This is a genomic window from Mammaliicoccus sciuri (genome assembly GCF_002901825.1).
Lineage (GTDB): Bacteria > Bacillota > Bacilli > Staphylococcales > Staphylococcaceae > Mammaliicoccus > Mammaliicoccus sciuri.
Genome location: NZ_PPQD01000036.1, coordinates 521 through 22,371, shown reverse-complemented (window position 1 = coordinate 22,371; position 21,851 = coordinate 521). Strand labels below are relative to the sequence as shown.

The 21,851-nt window shown below is 34.4% G+C and carries 18 protein-coding genes and 1 riboswitch; of the genes, 6 read left to right on the top strand and 12 right to left on the bottom strand.

Translation table 11 applies throughout. The features are described from left to right. Positions 1-11: 11 nt before the first annotated feature. Genes isdE through isdC form a run of 3 tightly spaced genes read right to left on the bottom strand, consistent with a single transcriptional unit; the run spans position 12 to position 3,132 of the window. Positions 12-896, bottom strand: a complete 885-nt coding sequence (isdE, locus tag CD035_RS13745) for a heme ABC transporter substrate-binding protein IsdE (RefSeq protein WP_048540717.1) — start codon at positions 894-896, stop codon at positions 12-14. Next, positions 893-2,452 carry an NEAT domain-containing protein gene (locus CD035_RS13740; RefSeq protein WP_048540716.1) on the bottom strand — a complete coding sequence of 520 codons (1,560 nt, stop codon included), beginning with the start codon at positions 2,450-2,452 and terminating at the stop codon, positions 893-895. The genes isdE and CD035_RS13740 overlap by 4 nt, the downstream gene beginning before the upstream one ends. Continuing rightward, on the bottom strand, positions 2,452-3,132 hold the full coding sequence (gene isdC, locus CD035_RS13735) for a heme uptake protein IsdC (RefSeq protein ID WP_048540715.1): 681 nt from the start codon (positions 3,130-3,132) through the stop codon (positions 2,452-2,454). The genes CD035_RS13740 and isdC overlap by 1 nt, the downstream gene beginning before the upstream one ends. A gap of 230 nt (positions 3,133-3,362) precedes the next feature. Continuing rightward, a riboswitch (TPP riboswitch) is annotated at positions 3,363-3,471 on the top strand. A 67-nt stretch (positions 3,472-3,538) separates the two neighbouring features. On the opposite strand from isdC, the gene CD035_RS13730 reads away from it, so the two are divergent. The 5 genes from CD035_RS13730 to CD035_RS13710 are packed head-to-tail and all read left to right on the top strand — an operon-like array spanning position 3,539 to position 7,198. Continuing rightward, positions 3,539-4,132: a thiamine phosphate synthase gene (locus tag CD035_RS13730; RefSeq protein WP_048540714.1), complete on the top strand. Its 594-nt coding sequence runs from the start codon at positions 3,539-3,541 to the stop codon at positions 4,130-4,132. After that, a complete protein-coding gene (gene thiO, locus CD035_RS13725) occupies positions 4,125-5,234 on the top strand; it encodes a glycine oxidase ThiO (protein ID WP_048540713.1) in 1,110 nt (369 codons plus the stop codon). Before CD035_RS13730 ends, thiO begins: the two co-directional genes overlap by 8 nt. Then, positions 5,231-5,431: a sulfur carrier protein ThiS gene (gene thiS, locus CD035_RS13720; RefSeq protein WP_025905802.1), complete on the top strand. Its 201-nt coding sequence runs from the start codon at positions 5,231-5,233 to the stop codon at positions 5,429-5,431. Before thiO ends, thiS begins: the two co-directional genes overlap by 4 nt. A 1-nt stretch (position 5,432) precedes the next feature. Continuing rightward, positions 5,433-6,200 carry a thiazole synthase gene (locus CD035_RS13715; RefSeq protein ID WP_048540712.1) on the top strand — a complete coding sequence of 256 codons (768 nt, stop codon included), beginning with the start codon at positions 5,433-5,435 and terminating at the stop codon, positions 6,198-6,200. Then, positions 6,200-7,198, top strand: a complete 999-nt coding sequence (locus tag CD035_RS13710) for a ThiF family adenylyltransferase (RefSeq protein ID WP_048540711.1) — start codon at positions 6,200-6,202, stop codon at positions 7,196-7,198. The genes CD035_RS13715 and CD035_RS13710 overlap by 1 nt, the downstream gene beginning before the upstream one ends. 612 nt (positions 7,199-7,810) lie before the next feature. Here the strand turns inward: CD035_RS13710 and CD035_RS13705 are convergent. Further along, positions 7,811-8,164 carry a DUF488 domain-containing protein gene (locus CD035_RS13705; RefSeq protein ID WP_048540710.1) on the bottom strand — a complete coding sequence of 118 codons (354 nt, stop codon included), beginning with the start codon at positions 8,162-8,164 and terminating at the stop codon, positions 7,811-7,813. A 149-nt stretch (positions 8,165-8,313) separates the two neighbouring features. Between CD035_RS13705 and CD035_RS13700 the strand changes: the two genes are divergently transcribed. Then, positions 8,314-10,269 (top strand): fructose-bisphosphatase class III, encoded by a 1,956-nt coding sequence (locus CD035_RS13700; RefSeq protein ID WP_048540709.1) that lies wholly within the window; start codon positions 8,314-8,316, stop codon positions 10,267-10,269. Between the two features lie 142 nt (positions 10,270-10,411). On the opposite strand, the gene CD035_RS13695 is transcribed toward CD035_RS13700, so the two are convergent. The 8 genes from CD035_RS13695 to CD035_RS14065 all read right to left on the bottom strand — a co-directional run. Beyond that, positions 10,412-12,412 (bottom strand): CocE/NonD family hydrolase, encoded by a 2,001-nt coding sequence (locus tag CD035_RS13695; protein ID WP_048540708.1) that lies wholly within the window; start codon positions 12,410-12,412, stop codon positions 10,412-10,414. A gap of 94 nt (positions 12,413-12,506) precedes the next feature. After that, complete coding sequence (locus CD035_RS13690) at positions 12,507-14,270, bottom strand: ABC transporter ATP-binding protein (protein ID WP_048540707.1); 1,764 nt, start codon at positions 14,268-14,270, stop codon at positions 12,507-12,509. Next, the gene (locus tag CD035_RS13685; protein WP_048540706.1) at positions 14,254-16,044 is read right to left on the bottom strand and encodes an ABC transporter transmembrane domain-containing protein; all 1,791 of its coding nucleotides are present in this window, start codon (positions 16,042-16,044) and stop codon (positions 14,254-14,256) included. The genes CD035_RS13690 and CD035_RS13685 overlap by 17 nt, the downstream gene beginning before the upstream one ends. A 553-nt stretch (positions 16,045-16,597) precedes the next feature. Then, complete coding sequence (locus CD035_RS13680; RefSeq protein WP_048540705.1) at positions 16,598-17,224, bottom strand: LysE family translocator; 627 nt, start codon at positions 17,222-17,224, stop codon at positions 16,598-16,600. Between the two features lie 68 nt (positions 17,225-17,292). Continuing rightward, the gene (locus CD035_RS13675; protein ID WP_048540704.1) at positions 17,293-18,099 is read right to left on the bottom strand and encodes a glutamate racemase; all 807 of its coding nucleotides are present in this window, start codon (positions 18,097-18,099) and stop codon (positions 17,293-17,295) included. Between the two features lie 15 nt (positions 18,100-18,114). Continuing rightward, the gene (locus CD035_RS13670) at positions 18,115-18,510 is read right to left on the bottom strand and encodes an acyl-CoA thioesterase (RefSeq protein ID WP_088592162.1); all 396 of its coding nucleotides are present in this window, start codon (positions 18,508-18,510) and stop codon (positions 18,115-18,117) included. A gap of 96 nt (positions 18,511-18,606) precedes the next feature. Continuing rightward, entirely contained in the window at positions 18,607-20,211 is a 1,605-nt protein-coding gene (locus CD035_RS13665; RefSeq protein WP_048540702.1) for a hypothetical protein, read from the bottom strand. Between the two features lie 139 nt (positions 20,212-20,350). After that, positions 20,351-21,851, bottom strand: a 1,501-nt coding sequence (locus CD035_RS14065) for a G5 domain-containing protein (protein ID WP_219728652.1), incomplete at its 5' end; no start/stop codon positions are given.

The following is a 21,851-nucleotide window of genomic DNA, read 5'->3' as shown; positions in this document are numbered from 1 at the left end:
TTTTAACCTCTTTACTTATGATATAAAATGTCATAAAGCTGTACTAACGCATCGTCAGCTTTAATACTTGCTGTTATGCCAAATGGTATTTCTTCTAAATCATAAACTCTATTATTTTTAACTGCGTCAAAGTGTTTCCATATATCATTTGTACTAAACTCTTTCTTAAACATTTCTCTTACTTGGTCTGGAAAACCATGTGGCAATCTTAAAATAATATCAGGATTGACTTTATAAAGTTCTTCCGTATTAGAGGCTAAATATGCTCTTGATTCATTTTGTATAACATTCTCTCCTCCGGCAATTTTCACTAAATCACCAATATAAGAGTGTTCTGTTGCTACAAGATAACTACCGGGTACACCCATAAGAATCAGTACTTTAGGGCGTTTTTTACCTTGAATCTTAGCTTTAATTTCAGCTTCGGCATTATCAAACTTTTTATTAAGTTTTTTAGCCTGTTCTTTACGATTGAACGTATTACCCATTTCGGTGATAGATTTCTTCAAACCATTTAAACTGTCGTAATCATAATAAGTACCTTTCATTTTAAGTTGTTCAAACACTGGATCCATCTCAGATTTAATTGTTGTAACAGTTAATACATGTGTTGGATTAAGTGATTTCACAACTTCAACATTCGGTTTCTTAGGCTGACCAATTTCAGGTACATCTTTGTATCGCTTCGGTAAATCTTTATAAGTTGTCGGTTTACCTACGATATCTAAATCTAATGCATCTAAAGTTTCCGTTAAAGCTACAGTAGTTGGTACGATTCTAAATTCTTCTTTCTTTTGTTTACTTGAAGGTTCTGATGATTTACTAAAGTTGATGTTACAAGCCGCAAGTAGACAGCTACATATAATCATTAAAATTAATAGCGATTTGATTTTCATTTAGATGCTCGCTTCTTACCTAAGAAGAATGAACCAGCTAATAACAATACTGCACCACTGAATATAAGTGCATATGTCATCGCATCTCCACTGCTACTTGTTGAAGGATTAACGAGTTTCATGTTTGTTGAACCATCTGCATTACGATCGAAACTTGGACTCACTTTATCTGCACTTGTAGTACTTGTTTCATTGTTACCACTTGTCGCAGCTTGATTTGAAGGTGTGACAGGTGATGAACTATGATTTGTTGAACTATTTGCTCCAGATGAAGCATTTGAAGATTCGGATTTTTGGTCATCTGTCGGTGTTGTCTGATTGTGTTGAACATTTTGAGAGTCATGACCTTTAGTGTCATCATCTTTACTTGGTGTGTTGACAAATCGTTGCTGTTCATCACTTGTGTCTGTATTTACATTGACAGATGCCGCTTCTTTATCAAATTCAATACGTGTTGTGTAATGATTGTCGTAGTTAATCGCTGGTACAACAATATGCACTTTAGATGTTAATACTTTTAAATCTTTCGGCTTTTCAAAGCGAATGATTTTTGTATCTGCAGATTGATCTTCTGAAACGATTGTGACATTTAATTTCTTATCATGATCGAATAATTCAAATGACTTCCAATATGAAGCTGATTTCAATGTTAGTTCAACATATTGTTTACCATTTTCTTCAACGATACGTGCAGGTTTCACCATATATTGGTCCATATAAGATATTTCACTTGAACCATTTTTATAGACCATGTAACCTAACGTTGAAGTTGCTTTTTCTTGAATAGTTGATCCTTGGTTGGAGCCAGTCGGATTTTTAACTTTATCAGGAATTGGCACTTCTTTTTTTGTTATCGGCTTTTCATCGTTCTTTGGTGTATCTTGCTTTGGAAGTTCTGTTTGTGGTTTCTCATGATTCGAATCCTTTGCAGGTGCTTGTTGTGTATCTTCATTATTCTGATTTGCATTATCCTGCTTTTGGTCAGTCGTTGATTGGTTTGAATCGTCTTTCTCTTTATTGTTTGAATCTATTTTTCCTGTATCTTGTTGATTTGAATTCTGAGTTGTCGGTGCACTAGGAATAACTTCTTTAAAATTTACATGAGTCGTATATTTGTTGTCATAATTGATTGCCGGTACAACAATGTGAACTTTTGAAGTAAGCGATTGGCTACCTGGTTTAACTTTAAACTTTATGACTTTTGTATCAGCTTGATGATCTTCTTTAACTGTTTGAATGGCAATTGCGCCTGATTCATCATACAGTTCAAATGACTTCCAATAAGAAGCGCTTTTCAAAGTCATCTCAACATACGTTTCCCCATTCTCAAAATATACCTTTGCTGGTTTCACCATATATTGATCCATATAAGATATTTCATTTGATTTATCTTTATTAACTACAAAATCAATTGTCTTACTTTCCACTGCTGATGCTTGTTCTTCTGCTGCTTCAACTTTTTTCATTGTTGTATGACTAAGCGGTTCATAAGTGTTGAATGAAAGAGTTGAGAATAATAAAGAAAACGCTAATAATGACTTAACACTTTTCTTCATTAATTATGACCTCTTTTCAATTTTTTATTGAACATAAACGTAGCAATTAATAACATACCTGCAACAATTGGAAGGACTGTAATCATTACCGGTGTGCCTGCGCTCGTTTGAGGATTTTTCACATCTTGTGAAGAAGTTGCAGATCCATTAGTTGGTGTACTACTATTTGAACTAGAAGATGCTGCTGTTGAATTCTTTGAAGCATCACTAGATGAAACTGCCGCAGCTTGGCCAGAAGGTTCTTTCACATCAAATGTGATTTTGTATTTGTTATCGTATAAGAACGGTTTACCATCGACTTTTTCATTGATATAAACATCAATTGTTCCAGCAAGTTGGCCAAATGTAGAATTCACTTTAAAGCTAGACGTTCTAACGTCTGAACCTTTGTCTTCACTTACGATACTTTCAGCAGAACCATCAACTGTAATACCTTTAATCCAATGGCTGTGATTCATCGTTAATTGAAGTTGCTTTTCGCCATTCTTAACTACTAACTTACCTGGTTTATTAAAATAATCATTTGCAATCGAAACATCTGAAGTACCATGTTTCAATACTGTGTAATCAACGTCATAAGTACCATCCTTAACATCAGCAGAAGCCACCTTACCTACGCCTACTGATAATAAAATAAGTACTAATAACCCAATATTTAAAACTTGTTTAAACCTTTTCATAATATACCTCCTTTGTAAATTTCTTGAAATTCTCCTTCCACCTTATAATTTAATTGATAATGGTTATCAATGTCAATATTATTTTCTATTTTAATAAATAGTTAGTTATCAAAATTTTATTTCGCAAAATTTAAAAATTAATAGAATGGAATAATTTGGGTTGTAACTAAATAACATATAAATTTGAACATTCTTACTTTTATATGTACAATGGATGTAATAACTGAATAAATGTCCACTGGAAGTGCCTTATTATAGGCTGAGACTGAAGTAGTGACTTCGGGATTCCTTGAACCTGATCCAGTTCATACTGGCGTAGGAAAGTGGCGTATATAAGCTTACTTATACTTATAATTAAATTTTTACGCTATTTTTCTATCCAGAAAAATAGCGTTTTTTATTTGGAGTGATTTCATTGTTTATTGCTGTTACACCGTATAAAGACTTAGATGTTGATGATTTAGAACATTATATAGAGATTGCAGAAGAGATTGATTTGTTATTACTGAGAGTGCCTATGACACATGATGATCTATGCTGGGCGCTTGATTATTTATTAGCAAATGGCTTTTCGCAAACGAAATTAATGATTCATTCTGATATGACCATACTTGAAAAATATGATTTAAATTTTATTCATTTTCGTGAAGATGACGTGCAAGCATTTGAATTTAAAAAGCTTCACCCTCATATATCCGTTAGTATGTCTACACATTCAGTTGAAACTGTGAAACGCGCACGTGAGTGGTCTTTAGATTTCGTATTCTTTGGTCACGTGTTTGAAACGTGTTCTAAAGATGGTCTTAAACCAAGGTCTTCTAAAGACATAAAGGATGCAGTATCTATAGATATTCCTGTTTATGCAATTGGTGGCATAGATACGCATTCTATTAAGTCGTTGCCTCATGGCTTTGAAGGTGTTTGTGCAATATCATTTTTCAGAGATCGAAGTTCGCGTGAAATTCAGTTATTAAGAGAGGAGTGGCTTGCATATGTATGACATGTTAATTGTTGGCTCTGGCGTCATGGGGATGTCTATTGCGCGTGAATTAGCCCTTAAAAATGATTCGTTGTCTATCGCTGTGATAGATCGAGATGTTCCTGGATTACACGCATCTTATAAAGCTGGTGGGATGTTAGGTGCACAAAATGAATTTATTGAAGATACACCCCTTTATCAACTTGCATTACGTTCGAGAGATTATTTCGAATCACTCAGTCACACGTTATATAAAGAGACGAATATCAATATTGATTATCAAGCACACGGTTTAATTAAAATGGCCGCATCACGAGATGATATCGACAGCTTAACTGAGCAATATCGTTTTTTAAATAAACGTGATCGTTCAGTTACTACATTAAATAGTCAATCACTTCGTCACCTTTCAAATCATACGATTTCCTATAATCATAAAGCGATTTATATTCCATTTGATGGCCAAATTAATGCCAATCAATATGCTAAAGCTTTATTGAAATCTATTGAGTATAAAGGAATTGAACGCATTTATCATACTGAAGTTAAATCCATACATCGCTTAAACGATTCGTTTAAAGTGCTCACTGCAAATCAAATTTTACTTTCCAAAAAGGTCATTGTTGCTGGAGGTGCATGGAGTCATCAGTTATTAGCAGACTATGAAATTGAGCCAAAAGTAACAGGTGTTAAAGGCGAAGTTCTACTGTTAGAACATCCAGACTTAAAATTAGAACAAACACTTTTCATGACGAATGGCTGTTACATTGTGCCGAAACGTGGCAATCGATTTTTAGTGGGTGCAACGAGTTATGTAGATGACTATACTGTTGGCACATCAGTTGAAGGAGAAAATTGGTTAATGCGTCAGGCATGTAAATACATTCCATTATTATCAAGTAGTCGACTCATTCATAAATGGTCGGGCATTAGACCATACACTGATAATGAGTGGCCCATTATGGATGAAATCGATGAAGATTTATATATTGTTACGGGCCATTATCGTAATGGCATATTACTGTCACCTATAATCGGCAAATTAATGGCTGAATGGATTGTTTATGAAGTAAGACCTACGTTATTAGAAGCGTTTAAAGTGAGGAGGTGTGTCCATTTATGAAATGTATCATTAATGGTGATGAATTTAATTTTGAAGATGCGTTAACGTTGTCAGATTTACTAGACTCTCTGGAATTAGATAAAGATAGAATCATCGTCGAGTGGAACGATACACTCATTAAAAGTGAACAATTTAATGATATTACTGTTAGAGAATCAGATAGATTAGAACTACTAGAATTTGTTGGAGGCGGATAAAATGTTAAAAATAGGACCATATGAACTCAACTCAAGATTATTATTAGGTACTGGTAAATTTAAAGATGAAGAAATACAATCTAAAGCAATCCAAGCATCAGGCGCAGAAGTGCTGACTTTTGCTGTTAGAAGAATGAATTTATATGACAAATCATTACCTAACCCATTAACAAATGTTGATTTAAATCGCTTTATTACTTTTCCTAATACTGCTGGTGCACATACTGCAGAAGAAGCTGTACGTATTGCAGAAATTGCCAATCATGCTGGGCTTTGCAACTTAATTAAAGTAGAAGTCATTGGAGATGATAAAACTTTACTGCCAGACCCAATCGAAACTTATAAAGCATGTGAAATATTATTAGATAAAGGCTATACTGTCTGTCCTTATATTTCGTGTGATGTTGTGTTAGCTAAACGACTTGAAGCATTAGGTGTTCACGCGATTATGCCACTAGCTTCTCCAATTGGAACAGGCAGAGGCATTAATAACCCACTTAATTTAAGATATATCATTGAACAATCTAACATTCCCGTTATCGTGGATGCTGGTATTGGTTCACCGAAAGATGCTTGTTTCGCGATGGAACTTGGCGCAGATGCAATTTTATTGAATACTGCCATTTCTAGTGCGAAAGACCCTGTAAAAATGGCTGAAGCGATGAAATTAGGTATTGAAGCCGGTCTATTGAGTTATGAAGCAGGAAGAATTCCTGTTAAATATACAGCACAAGCATCAAGCCCAACTGAAGGATTAGGATTCTTGTAATGGAACGTTACGGGCGACAAATGAAGTTTCAACAGTTCGGCGAGCATAGTCAAGAAAAATTGCAGAATACCAGTATAATGATATTGGGTGCAGGTGCATTAGGCAGTCATGTTGCAGAACTACTTGCTCGCATGGGCGCCCATCAATTAACGATAATCGACATGGATATTGTTGAGCTTTCTAATTTACATCGTCAAGCACTCTATGATGAACATGATGCACAGGAAATGCTCCCTAAAGTCGTTGCTTTAAAAAGGAAAGTTACACAAATTAATCATCATGTTGAATTGAATGCTATCAACCAAGAATTAACGACACAAAACATTGAAACCATTATTAAAAATGTCCAACCAGATATTGTAATCGATGGCATGGATCAATTTGATATGCGCTTTTTAATCAATGAAGTTTGCCATAAATTAAATATACCATGGATATATGGCGCTGCAGTCGGAAGTAAAGGGACCGTTTATGCAATTGATTATAGTGGACCTTGCTTAAGATGTATTTTGCAAAGCGTACCTCAAACTGGAGAAAGTTGTGCTATAAACGGCGTGCTACCACCAGTCGTTCAACAAGTAGCCAGTTACGAAGTGTCAGAATTACTCAGATATGTTGCAGGAAAATCTTTTTCTAAAAAGCTCATAACAATAGATACATTTGAAATGAACATACGGTCAACAAATATCAATTTATTAAAAGACAATGACTGCGTTGTATGTGAACAAGGGATATATCAAGCATTAAACACACCACCCCTTTCATCAATAGAAGCATTATGTGGAGATACGTTCCTGTTTAGATTTAAACAACACGCATTTGAATTAGCACATCATTTTCCAGGACAAATTGCTAAAGAAAACGCATATGTAAAATTTATAGAATATGATGATATGACCATGACCTTATTCAAAGACGGTCGTATGAACGTACGCGGTATAGAATCACAAGAAACCGCAGAAGATATATATCAACAGTTTAATAGGTGTATAAAGTAGGGAGAAAGATGGAGTTGGACCAAGACTAGGAGGCAATTGCGGGTGAAGTCTTGGCTTTATTCGGTACTTAAGCCATGACTTCGGGCATCTCCTGGCTTTATTCAGTACTTAAGCCATGACTTGGGCTTTCTCTTGGCTTTACTCAGTACTTAAGCCATGACTTGGGCTTTCTCTTGGCTTTACTCAATACTTAAGCCATGACTTCGGGCATCTCCTGGCTTTATTCAGTACTTAAGCCATGACTTGGACTATCTCTCGGCTTTACTCAGTACTTAAGACATGACTTGGGCTTTCTATTGGCTTTACTCAGTACTTAAGCCATGACTTGGGCTTTCTCTTGGCTTTACTCGGTACTTAAGCCATGACTTGAGTCATCTCTTGGCTTTATTCAGTACTTAAGCCATGACTTGAGTCATCTCTTGGCTTTACTCGGTACTTAAGCCATGACTTGGACTATCTCTTGGCTTTACTCAGTACTTAAGCCATGACTTGGGCTTTCTCTTGGCTTTATTCAGTACTTAAGCCATGACTTACCCTATCTCTTGGCTTTACTCAGTACTTAAGCCATGACTTACCCTATCTCTTGGCTATATTTAGTACTTAAGCGAAGACTCACCCATCCAATATTTCTTTCAACACGATTGCTTGATTGTGTTTTTCGTCTTTGGCGCCATACAGTATGATGAGTGTTTGTTTATTTTCTTTATAAATTTCTTTTAGTTTATTTAAAGCTTCTTGTTGATCTCCTGATTCGAGTTCTTGTTTATATTTTTCTTTAAATGCTTTAAATTTACTTGGTTCGTGATTGAACCATTTTCTTAATTCACTAGATGGCGCGATGTCTTTTAACCAATAATCTAAATTTGCTTTGTCTTTAGATAACCCTCTCGGCCATACTCGGTCCACTAATACTCTTACACCTCTTTCATCAAGATTATTATAAATTCTATCTATTTTACATACCATGAATGATCGACTCCTTTATATATATTTAGACTAGAGAAGTGAATCTTAAACCATAAAAGAAAACGCTTAATGTGTTATACTATATCTTAAATGGTAGGTTTAATTTCTAAATAAAAAATCTCGAAATGATGAACGGAGTGAATTTTTTTATGACTCAATACGACATCCAGAATTTAAAAGCAAAATACTTAAATTTATTAGCAGAAAAGTTTGATGAAGAAGAAAAAGTAGCAACTGAAATTATTAATTTACAATCTATTTTAGACTTACCTAAAGGCACAGAACATTTCGTAAGTGACTTACATGGTGAATATCATGCATTCCAACATGTTTTAAGAAATGGTTCTGGTAATGTGAGAGCTAAAATTAATGACATATTTAAAGATACACATTCTGAAGAACATATTAGCGACCTTGCTGCACTCGTTTATTATCCAGAAGAAAAATTGAAACTTGTTAAAAATCAATTTGCATCGAAATCGGAACTAAATGAATGGTATATTGAAACAATTCAACAGATGATTCATCTTATTTCATACGCTTCAAGTAAGTATACACGTTCTAAGTTACGTAAAGCTTTACCAAAACAATTCGTATACATAATCGAAGAGTTACTATATAAAAGTAATGTTTATAACAATAAAACGACTTACTACGAAACAATTGTTCAAAAAATCATTTCACTAGGCCAATCAGATAAACTGATTATTGGTTTAGCATACACGATTCAAAGATTAGTCGTTGACCATTTACATGTTGTAGGAGATATTTATGATCGTGGTCCTGAACCCGATAAAATTATGGAGACGTTAATCAATTATCATTCTGTTGATATCCAATGGGGTAACCATGACGTATTATGGATTGGCGCTTATGCTGGTTCAAAAGTATGTTTAGCTAATATTTTAAGAATATGCGCACGTTATGATAATTTAGATATCATTGAAGATGCATATGGAATTAATTTGCGACCATTAGTTAATTTAGCTGAAAAATATTACGGCGACAATACTGCATTTCATCCAAAAAAACATGCCGACAAAGAACTATCAGAAGAAGAAAAACTTCAAATCACTAAGATTCATCAAGCAATCGCCATCATTCAATTTAAACTAGAAAGTCCAATTATTAAACGTCGTCCTTCATTTGATATGGAAGAAAGACTTCTACTCGAAAAAGTAAACTACGATAACAATAAGATTACTATTTACGGTCAAACGTATCAGTTAGAAAATACATGCTTTGAAACAGTTGATCCAACAAATCCAGCACAACTAAACGAAGAAGAAGAGGAAGTTATTAATAAACTTCTACTTTCTGTACAAGAATCCGAAAAACTGAAACGTCATATGAACTTTTTAATGAAAAAAGGTAACTTATACTTAAAATATAATGGCAATTTACTTATCCATGGCTGTATACCCGTAGATGAACAAGGTAATATGGAAGAAATGGAAATTGACGGTAAAGTCTATAATGGGCGAGAGTTATTAGACCAATTCGAATATCATATTAGAAATTCATTTAGTCGTAAACATGAAACAGATGATTTATCTACAGATTTAATTTGGTATTTATGGACAGGTAAATATTCTTCATTATTTGGTAAACGTGCCATGACAACGTTCGAAAGATATTTTATAAAAGATAAAGTATCACATAAAGAAGAAAAAAACCCTTATTATTATTTAAGAGAAGATAGCGATATGTGTCGCAAAATGTTAGAAGAATTTGATTTAGACCCTGAACAAGGTCGTATTATCAACGGTCACACACCTGTTAAAGAAATTGATGGTGAAAATCCAATTAAAGCAAATGGCAAGATGATTGTTATAGACGGTGGATTTTCAAAAGCTTATCAATCTACAACAGGTATCGCAGGCTATACATTATTGTATAATTCATTTGGTATGCAACTCGTTGCCCACAAACACTTTGGTACAAAAGAAAATGTACTACTCAACGGTGCTGATGAACTATCCGTTCGACGTGTTGTAGATGAAGAACTCGAAAGAAAGAAAGTTCGAGATACAAACATCGGCGCCAAACTCCAAGAAGAAATTCAAATGTTACAAGAATTAATGTCATATCGTTATATAGATTAAAAAAACCGCGAAAACTTACGTAAGCTGTTAGTTTTCGCGGTTTTTCTTATATGTTATTTGAAAAAGAACATATGACTTTTCAAATATTAGCGCACGATATCTCTCAGTCTTCGTGCGCTATTCTTCTATTCAAATTTCATCTTCAAGTAAAATCCCGTTCTATTTTCTTTTTCCATGTTTTTGAGAAGCATTGTTCGCCTTCATTATAAGCTACGACTTTATTATATAAGTAATAATAGTCTTCATCGCATGTCATTGTACTAAATGTTTCTACTTCAGTATCTATATCATCATCTTTAACGATCACTTTCCAATCACATTGGACTTTGGCTGATAATGGATCGTCTTCTTTAATTGTGTAGATATTTAAGTTCTCTGTTCCATATGTGATATGACTATCTTTTAACGTTCTCAATCCTTCATCTGAATAATCTCTTAATTCCCATTCATTGGTCGTTAACCGCTTCGTCACATCTCTCGTTCGAGACCCTTCTCTATGAATGATTTTTTCTAGAGGCCGGGCTGTTTCTGATAAAGGATAATCTAATTGAACTTCTTCAAAATGATTAACTAAAGGTAATATCAATTGTGAATACTCTAAATCCAATTTTATATTTGCTATCTCTTTGCTCGGCCAAATTTGTGGCCAATATGTAGGTGAGATAGACACTTCTATTTTATGTCCTGCTGGTACTTGATAGCCTATAACATCTAGTGGTACTTCTGCATTGATATACTCGTTAATCGGTAGTGTCTCTGGTGTTTCATGACTCTTATAGTGATTTAGATTCAGCTGACCTTTCGTAATCAATGTCTTCTTGCCGTTAGGATGCACGTCGGAAATACGCACATGTATATTGCCATAAGCACAATCTGATTTAACGTGAAGCTTTGCGACAGGTTGTCCAATGACATTCAATGTTTCACCATACGTTTCAACCATAAATGAGCATGCTAAAGCATTATCGATTGTTTGATCATCAGGTAAGTCCCCTTCTTGGCCAAAAGGACAGAACACGCCTGAATAAAGACCATGTTGTTGATTATTTTTCAATGTGATTTCTTGCGTCATACTACTAAAAATATCTTTCGACTTGATGTCTTCTTTTAATAAATCTAGCCATTTTCCTTCTCGATAGTCGTATGAAGTTTGTGGTTCTACACTATCTTGAACATAAACAAGAAATTCATCTTTATGGTTAATATGTTCATCCGCTTCCATCCATTTGTCTAACCATGCGACAACTTCTTGTAAATATCCAAATTGAGGTCCAGGAATTGCGACATCTGGAAATTCATGTGCCCAAGGTCCTATAATACCTTTCTTTGGAACATTCAAATGACGCATTAAACGAAACACAGCATTTGTGTAGCCGTCAGCCCAACCACTCATCGTTAATACCGGAATGGAAATGTTTGAATAGTCTTCATTGATAGAACCGTGCTTCCAATAATCATCTCTTGTTTGATGACTAACCCATTCTTCCACAAACGGTGGTGTATGTTCTAAACGATCTAACCAATTTTCATACCAATTATCACCGAAATATTTCGGAAAAGCTGGTCGTGCATTATATGCAAACATCGTTGAAGCCCACCAAAGCATATCAGAAGCCATAAGCGTTCCGCCTTTATAATGAACGTCATCCGCATACCGATCATCCGTTGAACATAATGAGATAATGGTCTTCAATGCTTCTGGTTGTCTCGCAGCAACCTGTAATCCGTTAAATCCTCCCCACGATTTACCGATCATTGCTACTGAGCCATTTGACCATTCTTGGTTTGTTATCCAATCTATAATGTCCAATGCATCATCTTGTTCTTGTAACGGATATTCGTCTTCGATAATACCTTCAGAATCCCCAGTTCCTCTTATATCAACTCGAATAGCAGTATACCCAAACCCCGCAAAATATTTATGTCTAATTTCATCCCGTAAAGCTGTAAATTCATCTTTTCTATATGGTAAATATTCTAATACCGCACCTTTAGTCTTAGTGTCAGTCTTAGGTTGCCAGATTTTAGCTGATAATTTCGTACCATCTTGCATCATTATCCAAGTGTGATGAATCACTTCGATTTCATATGGAAATTGTGTTCGCTCAGTTATTTTATTATAATCTACATCAAAAACACCCATGTAAAATCCTCCTCTATTTATCTATTACTGTTTATTATACATAATTACATATATAAAAACTGACCAGACACTTTCGTCTGATCAGTTCGTACTTTTATCCATTTTGAAGTAAATACATTTTGTGATAAATACCGTCTTGTTTAATCAACTCGTCATGTGTGCCTTTTTCAACAATTTCACCTTTATTCAATACAAGTATTTGATCGGCATCTTGAATAGTTGATAGTCTATGCGCAATCGCTAATGTTGTTCTGCCTTTTCTCATTTTTTCTAAAGATGCTTGAATTTGCGCTTCTGTTTCTGAATCAATATTAGCTGTTGCTTCATCCAGTATTAATATTTTTGGATCACTTGCGATTGTTCTTGCAAATGCTAACAATTGTCTTTCTCCACTTGAAAATGCACTACCTTTTTCGATTACTTTATGTTCATATTTCCCAGGTAATTTATTGATAAATTGATCTGCATTTACAAATTCAGCCGCTTCTTGCACTTTTTCAAAAGTCATCGCCGGGTGATACAATTTTATATTTGATGTAATCGTTCCATAGAAAATAAATGCATCTTGAAGCACAAGCCCAATATTAGATTTCAGTTCCTTTTTTGGTATTTGCTTAATCGATTGTTGATCGATTAAAATATCACCTTGTTCAAATTCATAAAATCTCATAAACAAATTAATAATTGAACTTTTCCCGGAACCTGTATGCCCAACAAGTGCAACTGTTTCACCTGGGTTTGCGGTAAATGATATATTTTTTAATACATCTTTTTGGCCATCGTAACTAAATGTTACACCTTTAAATTCAATTTTACCATCAGTAATATGAAAATCTTGACACTCTTGTTGCTCGGGTTCAAGCATATCATTATCGATAAGTTTAAATACACGACTCGCTGATACGAGTGCTTGTTGAAGTACGTTTAAATTTTGACTGACTTGGTTAATCGGTTCAAAGAAACGCTCCATATATTGTACGAATGCAAATACAACACCTGCTGTAATGCCACCAGAAAAGCTCAATATACCGAAGTAACTTAAGATCATAATGACCGCAAATACAGAAATCATACTGATTGCCGGTCTCAAAAGTAAGCCATCAATTTTGACAGTCTTCATATTAAATTCATAGTGATCATCGTTAATTTCATTAAATTCTTTTTGTAATCTCTTTTCTTGATTAAATACTTGAATAATCCTCATACCTTCGATAGATTCAGCTAACTTCGCATTTAAATCTGATAAAAGCTGTCTCGCTTGAGAAAAGTATATAGCAGAATATTTTCTATAAAGTGCTAATATGACAACTATAATGGGTACAAATACAAGTGCCATTAAAGCCAATTTAAAATCTAAAATAAACATCATGACATAACTTGAAATAACCATAAATAATGCCATTAAAAATGATGAAAATACACCAATAAACATTTCTACAATGGCTTCCGTATCATTCGTTAACCTTGATACAATACTACCACCTGGCTCTTTATCAAAATAGCGCATGCCTAGTTGGCCAATTTTATCAAAAGCATCAATTCTTAATTGTTGAATGACTTTAAAAGCTAAATATTGAAATAAGTATACATTCCAATATGTTGTTACAGCACCGATGATTTGAACGACAAAGAATATCACAATAAGTAATGTCATATCAGATTCTGGAAATACACGCGGTGTTAAATAATCATCGATAAATACTTTTACTAAATAAGGTGTTGCGACACTTGCAACTGTCGAAATCGTCAGCATCAAGAAAGCAAGTGCAATGATACCTTTAAAGGGGAACGTATATTTAATTAATCTTTTGAGTACATCAAACTGATCTTTGGCAGTTAAATTATGATTTTGTGCCATCGTTGTCATCCCCCTTTGCCAATTCATCTAGACTACTCGCAATCTTTTCATGTAATGCTTGTGATTGATACGTGTCATAATACCAACCTTTAAGATTCATCAACTCGTGATGTGTACCTCGTTCAATGATTGTGCCTTCATCCATCACGATAATCATATCAGCATGACTGACAGCACTCATTCTATGAGCTGTAATAATATTTGTCTTACCTTGTCTAACGTTCTGCATATTTTCAAGTATATGTTCTTCAGTTTCTGCATCTACTGCTGATAATGAATCATCTAATATCAGTACAGTTGGATTCATAATTAATGCCCTTGCGATAGATATCCTTTGCTTCTGACCACCTGATAATGATACACCTCTCTCACCGACAACTGTATCGTATCCTTCAGGAAAGCTTAATATATCTTGGTGAATATAACTAATATTACTTGCGTTATGAATGATGTCATCATCGATAGTAGGATCGCTAAAAGCAATGTTATTTCTTATCGAAGTCGAAAATAAAAAGTGGTCTTGAGGTACATAACCGAATTGCGCTCTTAAATGACGAATATCAAAATAACTCAATGGATGACGACCGTATATGATTTCATCTGCTTCTTTCGTATCAAATTCGCGTAATAATAAACGAATGATTGCACTTTTACCTGATCCTGTTCGACCGACAATGCCTAATGTAGTACCTTTTTCAATCGTAAAATGAATGTCATGTAATGCCACATTATCATCGTTTGGAAATTTAAAAGATTGAATGTCGACGTGAATATCCCCTTCAGGAATCATATCAGTCTTAACTTCCATATCGACATCATTTTGAACATTGGTAATTTCATTAATTCTTTCATATGATGCATGACCTCTTTGAACAATATTAAAGAATAATCCAAGTGCGAGCAGTGGCCAAACCATCATTCCTAAATAAGTTGTAAATGTAACAAGTTGTCCAATTGTAATATCATCTTGAATCACCATTCTTGCGCCAAAGAATATTGCTAAAAAATAACTGACACCAATTACTGACATAATGGTTGGATCAAACAACGCATCAATTTTAGAAACTTTTAAATTTTTGTATACGACATCATCACTAAGTTGCTTAAAATCTGCTTGATCATCTTTTTCATAACCGAATGTCTTTGTGACTTTTATCCCAGCAATACTCTCTTGAGTCTTATCATTCAATTGACTAAACGCAGCCTGTGCTTTTTTGAAACCGCGGTTAAGCAACTTTCCATAATAACTCGTTAATATAATCATAATAGGAAGTGGAATCATAACAATTAAAGTTAAACGCCAATCAACTGTAATCGCCATAGTAATCAGAACAGCACCACCAGACATCAGTGAATCAGCAATTGTCAGAACGCCACCCCCTGCAGTATTCTGAACAGCTCTAATATCATTTGTAGCATGTGCCATTAAATCCCCAGTGCGTCTTTCTTGGAAAAAAGAAGGACTCATCGACGTATACTTGTGATACAGTCGCTCTCTTAATATCTTCCCTAATCTCATACTCGCCCCGAATATCATAATGCGCCAATAGTATCGAAATACATATGTTAATACAGCAGCAAGAAATAAAATGATGAGATAAATAAGAAGCGTCTTTCCCGTTAAAGTATTAAAGCTAATACCATCAATTACACGACCAATAATTTGTGGAGGCAACAAATCAATCAGCGCAACAAGTAATAAAATGAGAATGCCAAAAATATAATTTTTCCGTTCTTGTTTAATAAACCAGCCCAATTTTGCAAATACCTTCATAATCGTCCACACTCCCCTTATAACTACACATTTAAAATTTTAGCACAAAAAATTCATATAAAAATTGAAAGTTCGTAATTTTCATACATTTATATAAAAATCATCCGAATGGCGTATAGGGGATTTTAGAGGTGAGGGAGATGAAGTGGGGAGGGTTCTGAGGTTCGGGGGTTCGGCGGTTTGGAGGAGGTATGTTGCTTGTTTCGGGAGTCTTGCAACATTCACAGCTCCAATGTTGCTAGTCATGCCTCACTTGCAATATTCAAGGCTCCAATGTTGCTAGTCGTGCCTCGCTTGCAATGTTCACGGCTCCAATGTTGCTAGTCGTGCCTCGCTTGCAATGTTCACGGCTCCTATTTATCTTGTTTCACATGTCTTGATAAATACAAGCCTCCTATTTATCTTGTTTCACTCGTCTTGATAAATACAAGCCTCCTATTTATCTTATTTCACTCGTCTTGATAAATACAAGCCCCTTCATTCCACCTACTATTCCTCAATATAAAAAAATGGCCGGGACATCATTCAATGTCCCGAGCCATTTTATTCATCTTTATGATTTTGTACCGAATAGACTTATTCCTAATATGACAAATACTGCTCCACTTATTTTATTAATAATTTTTTCTGCTACGATATTATCTCTTAATTTTGTTGTTAAACTACTTGAAAAGATAGCAATGATAAATGATGTTATCGCACCCATTACTGCAAAAATACTGCCCAATATTAAAAATGGTATTGGTCCATACTGATTATCCACTGAAATAAACTGTGGAATAAAGGAAATAAAGAATAGTGCTACTTTAGGATTCGTAACGTTCGTGATCACACCTTGTACAAATAATTTTCTACGAGACTGATACACGGTCTTATTTATAGAGATTGAAGATTGTTTACTTATAAACATTTGTATACCTAGATAAATTAAATAAACTGCTCCGACAATTTTAATAATCGTGAACAAAACAACGGAAGTTTGTAAGATAACGGACAAGCCTAATCCTGACAGTATAGTATGAACGACTGCACCTACCGAAACACCTAATGCTGAATATATACCTGCATCTCTACCTTGTGAAATACTTCTATTTAGTATAAACATCATATCAATACCGGGTGTGATACAGATGATTAGCACTGTGATTAAAAACAGTTGAAAAGATACGATATCAAACATCATTTACCCCCTTTAAATTAATCGTTAAGATATACTAACATATAATCTAAAGTTGTAAAATGAAAATTTTAATTTATTTCAATTTTTTCAATGTCCAAGTCTATATTTAACTTTTCAAGTATGGATTCAAAACCTTCTATAGTATAGTTCTCATTTTCGGTTACTAATGTCTTAATCGTTCCATGGCCGTTGGAAGTGTATGATTCTGCTTGTTCAATAACAGTTTGAGCAGGATCAATAAACATGATATGTGGATATAATTCCTTAAAATAACTATACAACCACGGTAGATGTGTAGAAGATAATGTGAATATATCAATTTCTTCATGTTGGTCTAAAATATCATCCATAAAATTCTTCACAGTTATTAAAGTATGGTATTTATCTGATATAAATGATCCGTCTTCAACTAATTCAACTAAAGAAGAAGCATTAAATTGATATACATTTCCTGAAGAAACTTCATTGGCTATAAATTCATTTAATGCATCACTTTCAATTAAAGATTGAACACCTAAAATACCTATTTGTTTAGTAGAAGATTTTTCTAATGCTTCTTTCACTGGTGGATACACACCTATGATTTCAGTATCAAATTCATCTTTCAAATCATCTAGAATTGTAATCGTTGGTACATTAGATGCCACGATAATCAAACGAGGATTCCACTTTTCTAAATAATGAATGGTTTCCGTAATCAAAGTTTTTAATTCATGGATAGATTTTTGACCATAAGGAAACTGATTGCGATCTGCCAAATATATTAAATCTTGATTTGGATATGTCTTTTTTAACAATTCTACAATTGAATAACTGCCAATTCCCGCATCAAAAACAGCAATAGGTTTAAATAACGTATCTTGATTATTTGTCATATATGCCACCCTAACTTAAATTTCTAAAAATACTTTCGGTGTTTGTGCTATTTTCTCATCCACCACATTATAAAATCCACCTTTTTGATATCCTGTACAATGCACTTTGTCTTCAGTAGCAATTTCGAATTCTAGTTCCCACTTCATTCTACTCACTTTAACTAACCAACATCTACCAACCGGTTTGTCATGAATCGTCAATGGTACTTTGTAGTCTGCCTCAGTCCTCATCAATATTGGTGATATATTAAATCTCATCATTTCTGAGTAAGTCATATATTGGTTGATAAAAGCCGTTCTTAAATCTTCAAACCATCTTACATAGACAATATTACTCACAATGCCCATAGCATCAATATCATAAACATTAATTTCGATTTCTTTTTCAGCGACTAATTTTCTCTCTTGCATTAAAAAGACTCCTTCATACATCATATTTTATTATTTCAAAATAACTTTATACATATTATCACTTAAAGTTACTCATTAAATCAACCTTTAGCAATACTAGGAATCTTTAAATACTTTTTGGTATTGAACATACCCTGATAAATAGTGTTCAATATCATCTATTCTTACTCTGTAACCGTGATGTTTAATGAAGAACGAATTCACAATGCGCGACGGATTTTTAAAGTACATTGCAATTTCAGGATAAAAGTAGCCCGTTCTTTCATAATCTGCTCTTAAATGTATTGTCTTAATGAATTTCTCTTCATCTAAATAAGTTTCAACAAGTTCAGCATAGCCTGTCTTTTTAGCTTTTTGCACTAAGTGATAAGTCGCCATTAACATTTCTAGAAATGTTGGGAATGTCGTTTCCCTTTGTTGCATATAATCTAAATAACTCGATACATTCTGAATGCCAAATTTATAATACTTCTCTTGCGGATCAATTTGTACTAATTCATTTGTACAATATCCTAACCAGTGATCATGATACTTCCAATATTTTTTCTCTATAAACATTTCGAATAACAATTTGACAGTATTCAACCATTCTTCATTATGATCAATTTGATAAAGTCTTAATAACGCTAAAGCAGCTTCACCGTCATAATATACAATTCTGAATTGTTCTTTAGTCGTTAGATCAGGATAATTTAATACATGAATGGTTTGTTTTTGATCATCAATCATCGTCAATATTCCTTTAGCAACCTTCTGAGCAGCCTCTAAATATTGATTTTTCTCAGGTACATGCTTTAAATATTCACAAATCGCGAAAATAAATGCAGCATTTTGACCTAATTTTATTTCATTCATACCTTCTGTATCATCAAATATATATCCAGCACCATCAACTTCATATAAATAATATTTGATTAAATAATCAATCGCGTTTTCTACAATAGTAACATCTTTATTTAAATAACTCAGACCTTCTATTAATGCATATGTTGAAGATGAATGACGTAAATTATTATAAAATCCTATTTCTTTATCGAAATGTGGAAAATAACCATAAATATACTTCCCGTTATCTTGAATTTGATTTTTCAAAAAGTGAGTACTTGTTTCAATTAAACGATCGATTTCTTCATAAATATTATCAATTTTTCTTAGACCTTTACGGTATCCCTTTTCTTCTAATTCAATAAGCTGATCATTTTCAATGAAATAACTTTTCGTATAGAACTTATAAACATCTTCATTTTCATAATTACGATGTGTGAAATATTTTCGAATCTTTTTGTACTTTTTAATATAGTTGTTAATGTTCTTCTCAGACATGAAAAGCTCTTTACTCTTAGGTTCAGGTCTTATAAATGCATTGGTATTAATTTCTTCAGGTAAGAACGCTAACTCCCAATTATTATCTAATGAAAAGCCATATTCTACATAATTTCTACGTGTATGAGTTAAGTCATGCTTTAATTGTTCATATTTAATTTTCTCAATTGAAGTAACGAAATCTATTTTAATCCATTCAGCATTTTTACCAGTATTTTTTCGAAATGATTCGATATATTTTTTAATATTTCGTTCAGCATTATACGCTTTAAACATTTTTACTATAGCCTTTTGGGAAGGATGACCAACACTAACAAATATTTTTTCTGCATCTGAATTACTATTGAATAAATTCTTTAGTTGAATAGAAATCTTCATACATTACATACCTTTCTGTATTAACTTATATAAAATAACCCTAAATCCATTTTATTAATGAAAATTATGACACTACCCTAAAAATCATAGAAGCTGGGACAAAAATTTGCCCCAGCCATAAAATTTCAATTATATAATTCTAGTTATTTTCTTTGTTGTCTTTTTTACGACGACCAAGTAAGAATAATGATCCAATTCCAGCAAATAAGCCGCCGAATAAAGCTCCGTTTGTTAAAGCTTGTTCCCCTGTATCTGGTAGGTATTTATCGTTATTAGATTTGCTGTGGTCATTTATAGTAGCCGCTTGTGCGACGTTGCCGCCACTATTGTTGCTTGAATCTTTAGAAGGCATACCCATTCCTGCATCTGAGTCAGAATCCGCATCTGAGTCAGAGTCTGCATCTGAGTCACTGTCTGCGTCTGAATCTGAGTCTGAATCCGCATCTGAGTCAGAATCCGCATCTGAGTCAGAATCCGCATCTGAATCGCTGTCCGCATCTGAATCGCTATCTGCATCTGAATCGCTATCTGCATCTGAATCGCTATCTGCATCTGAATCAGAATCCGCATCTGAATCGCTATCTGCGTCTGAGTCAGAGTCTGCATCTGAATCAGAGTCTGCATCTGAGTCAGAATCCGCATCTGAGTCAGAATCCGCATCTGAGTCAGAATCCGCATCTGAGTCAGAATCCGCATCTGAGTCAGAATCTGCGTCTGAGTCGCTATCAGCATCTGAATCGCTGTCCGCATCTGAGTCAGAATCTGCATCTGAGTCACTGTCTGCGTCTGAATCAGAGTCTGCATCTGAGTCGCTATCTGCGTCTGAATCACTGTCCGCATCTGAGTCAGAATCTGCATCTGAATCACTGTCTGCGTCTGAATCGCTATCCGCATCTGAGTCACTGTCTGCGTCTGAATCGCTGTCCGCATCTGAGTCAGAATCTGCGTCTGAGTCGCTGTCCGCATCTGAGTCAGAGTCTGCATCTGAATCACTGTCTGCATCTGAGTCGCTATCTGCGTCTGAGTCAGAATCTGCATCTGAGTCTGAATCTGCATCTGAGTCTGCATCTGAGTCTGCGTCTGAATCAGAATCCGCATCTGAGTCAGAATCTGCATCTGAATCACTGTCTGCGTCTGAGTCACTGTCGGCATCTGAGTCGCTGTCGGCATCTGAGTCTGAATCTGCATCTGAGTCGCTATCAGCATCTGAGTCAGAGTCTGCATCTGAATCACTGTCTGCGTCTGAGTCTGAATCATCTTTTGAACCATGGATGATTACTTCATCTTGTGGTTCTTCAATGATTTCTCCAGTTTCAGGATCTTTCAATCCATCTTTACCTGGGATAACTTTAGTTTCACCTTCTGGTAAATTTGGATCATTTTCTTCACGAGTACCATGAGGAATAATTTCAGGTGCATAGTTAACAATTTCGTCTATTGGTTCTTTTGTTACTTCTTCTGTTGGTTCACCTTCGCCTACTTTTTCTCCCGTAATTGGGTTAATTGTAGTTGGTGTTGTTGTTGTTTTTTCACCTTTTTCACCTTTTTGAGCTACTTTGTCAGGACTACCTGGTTCCATTGTTGGATCCAATACACGTTTAGTTTCAAATGGAATTTCTTCCTTAGTAACCTCTGGTTCA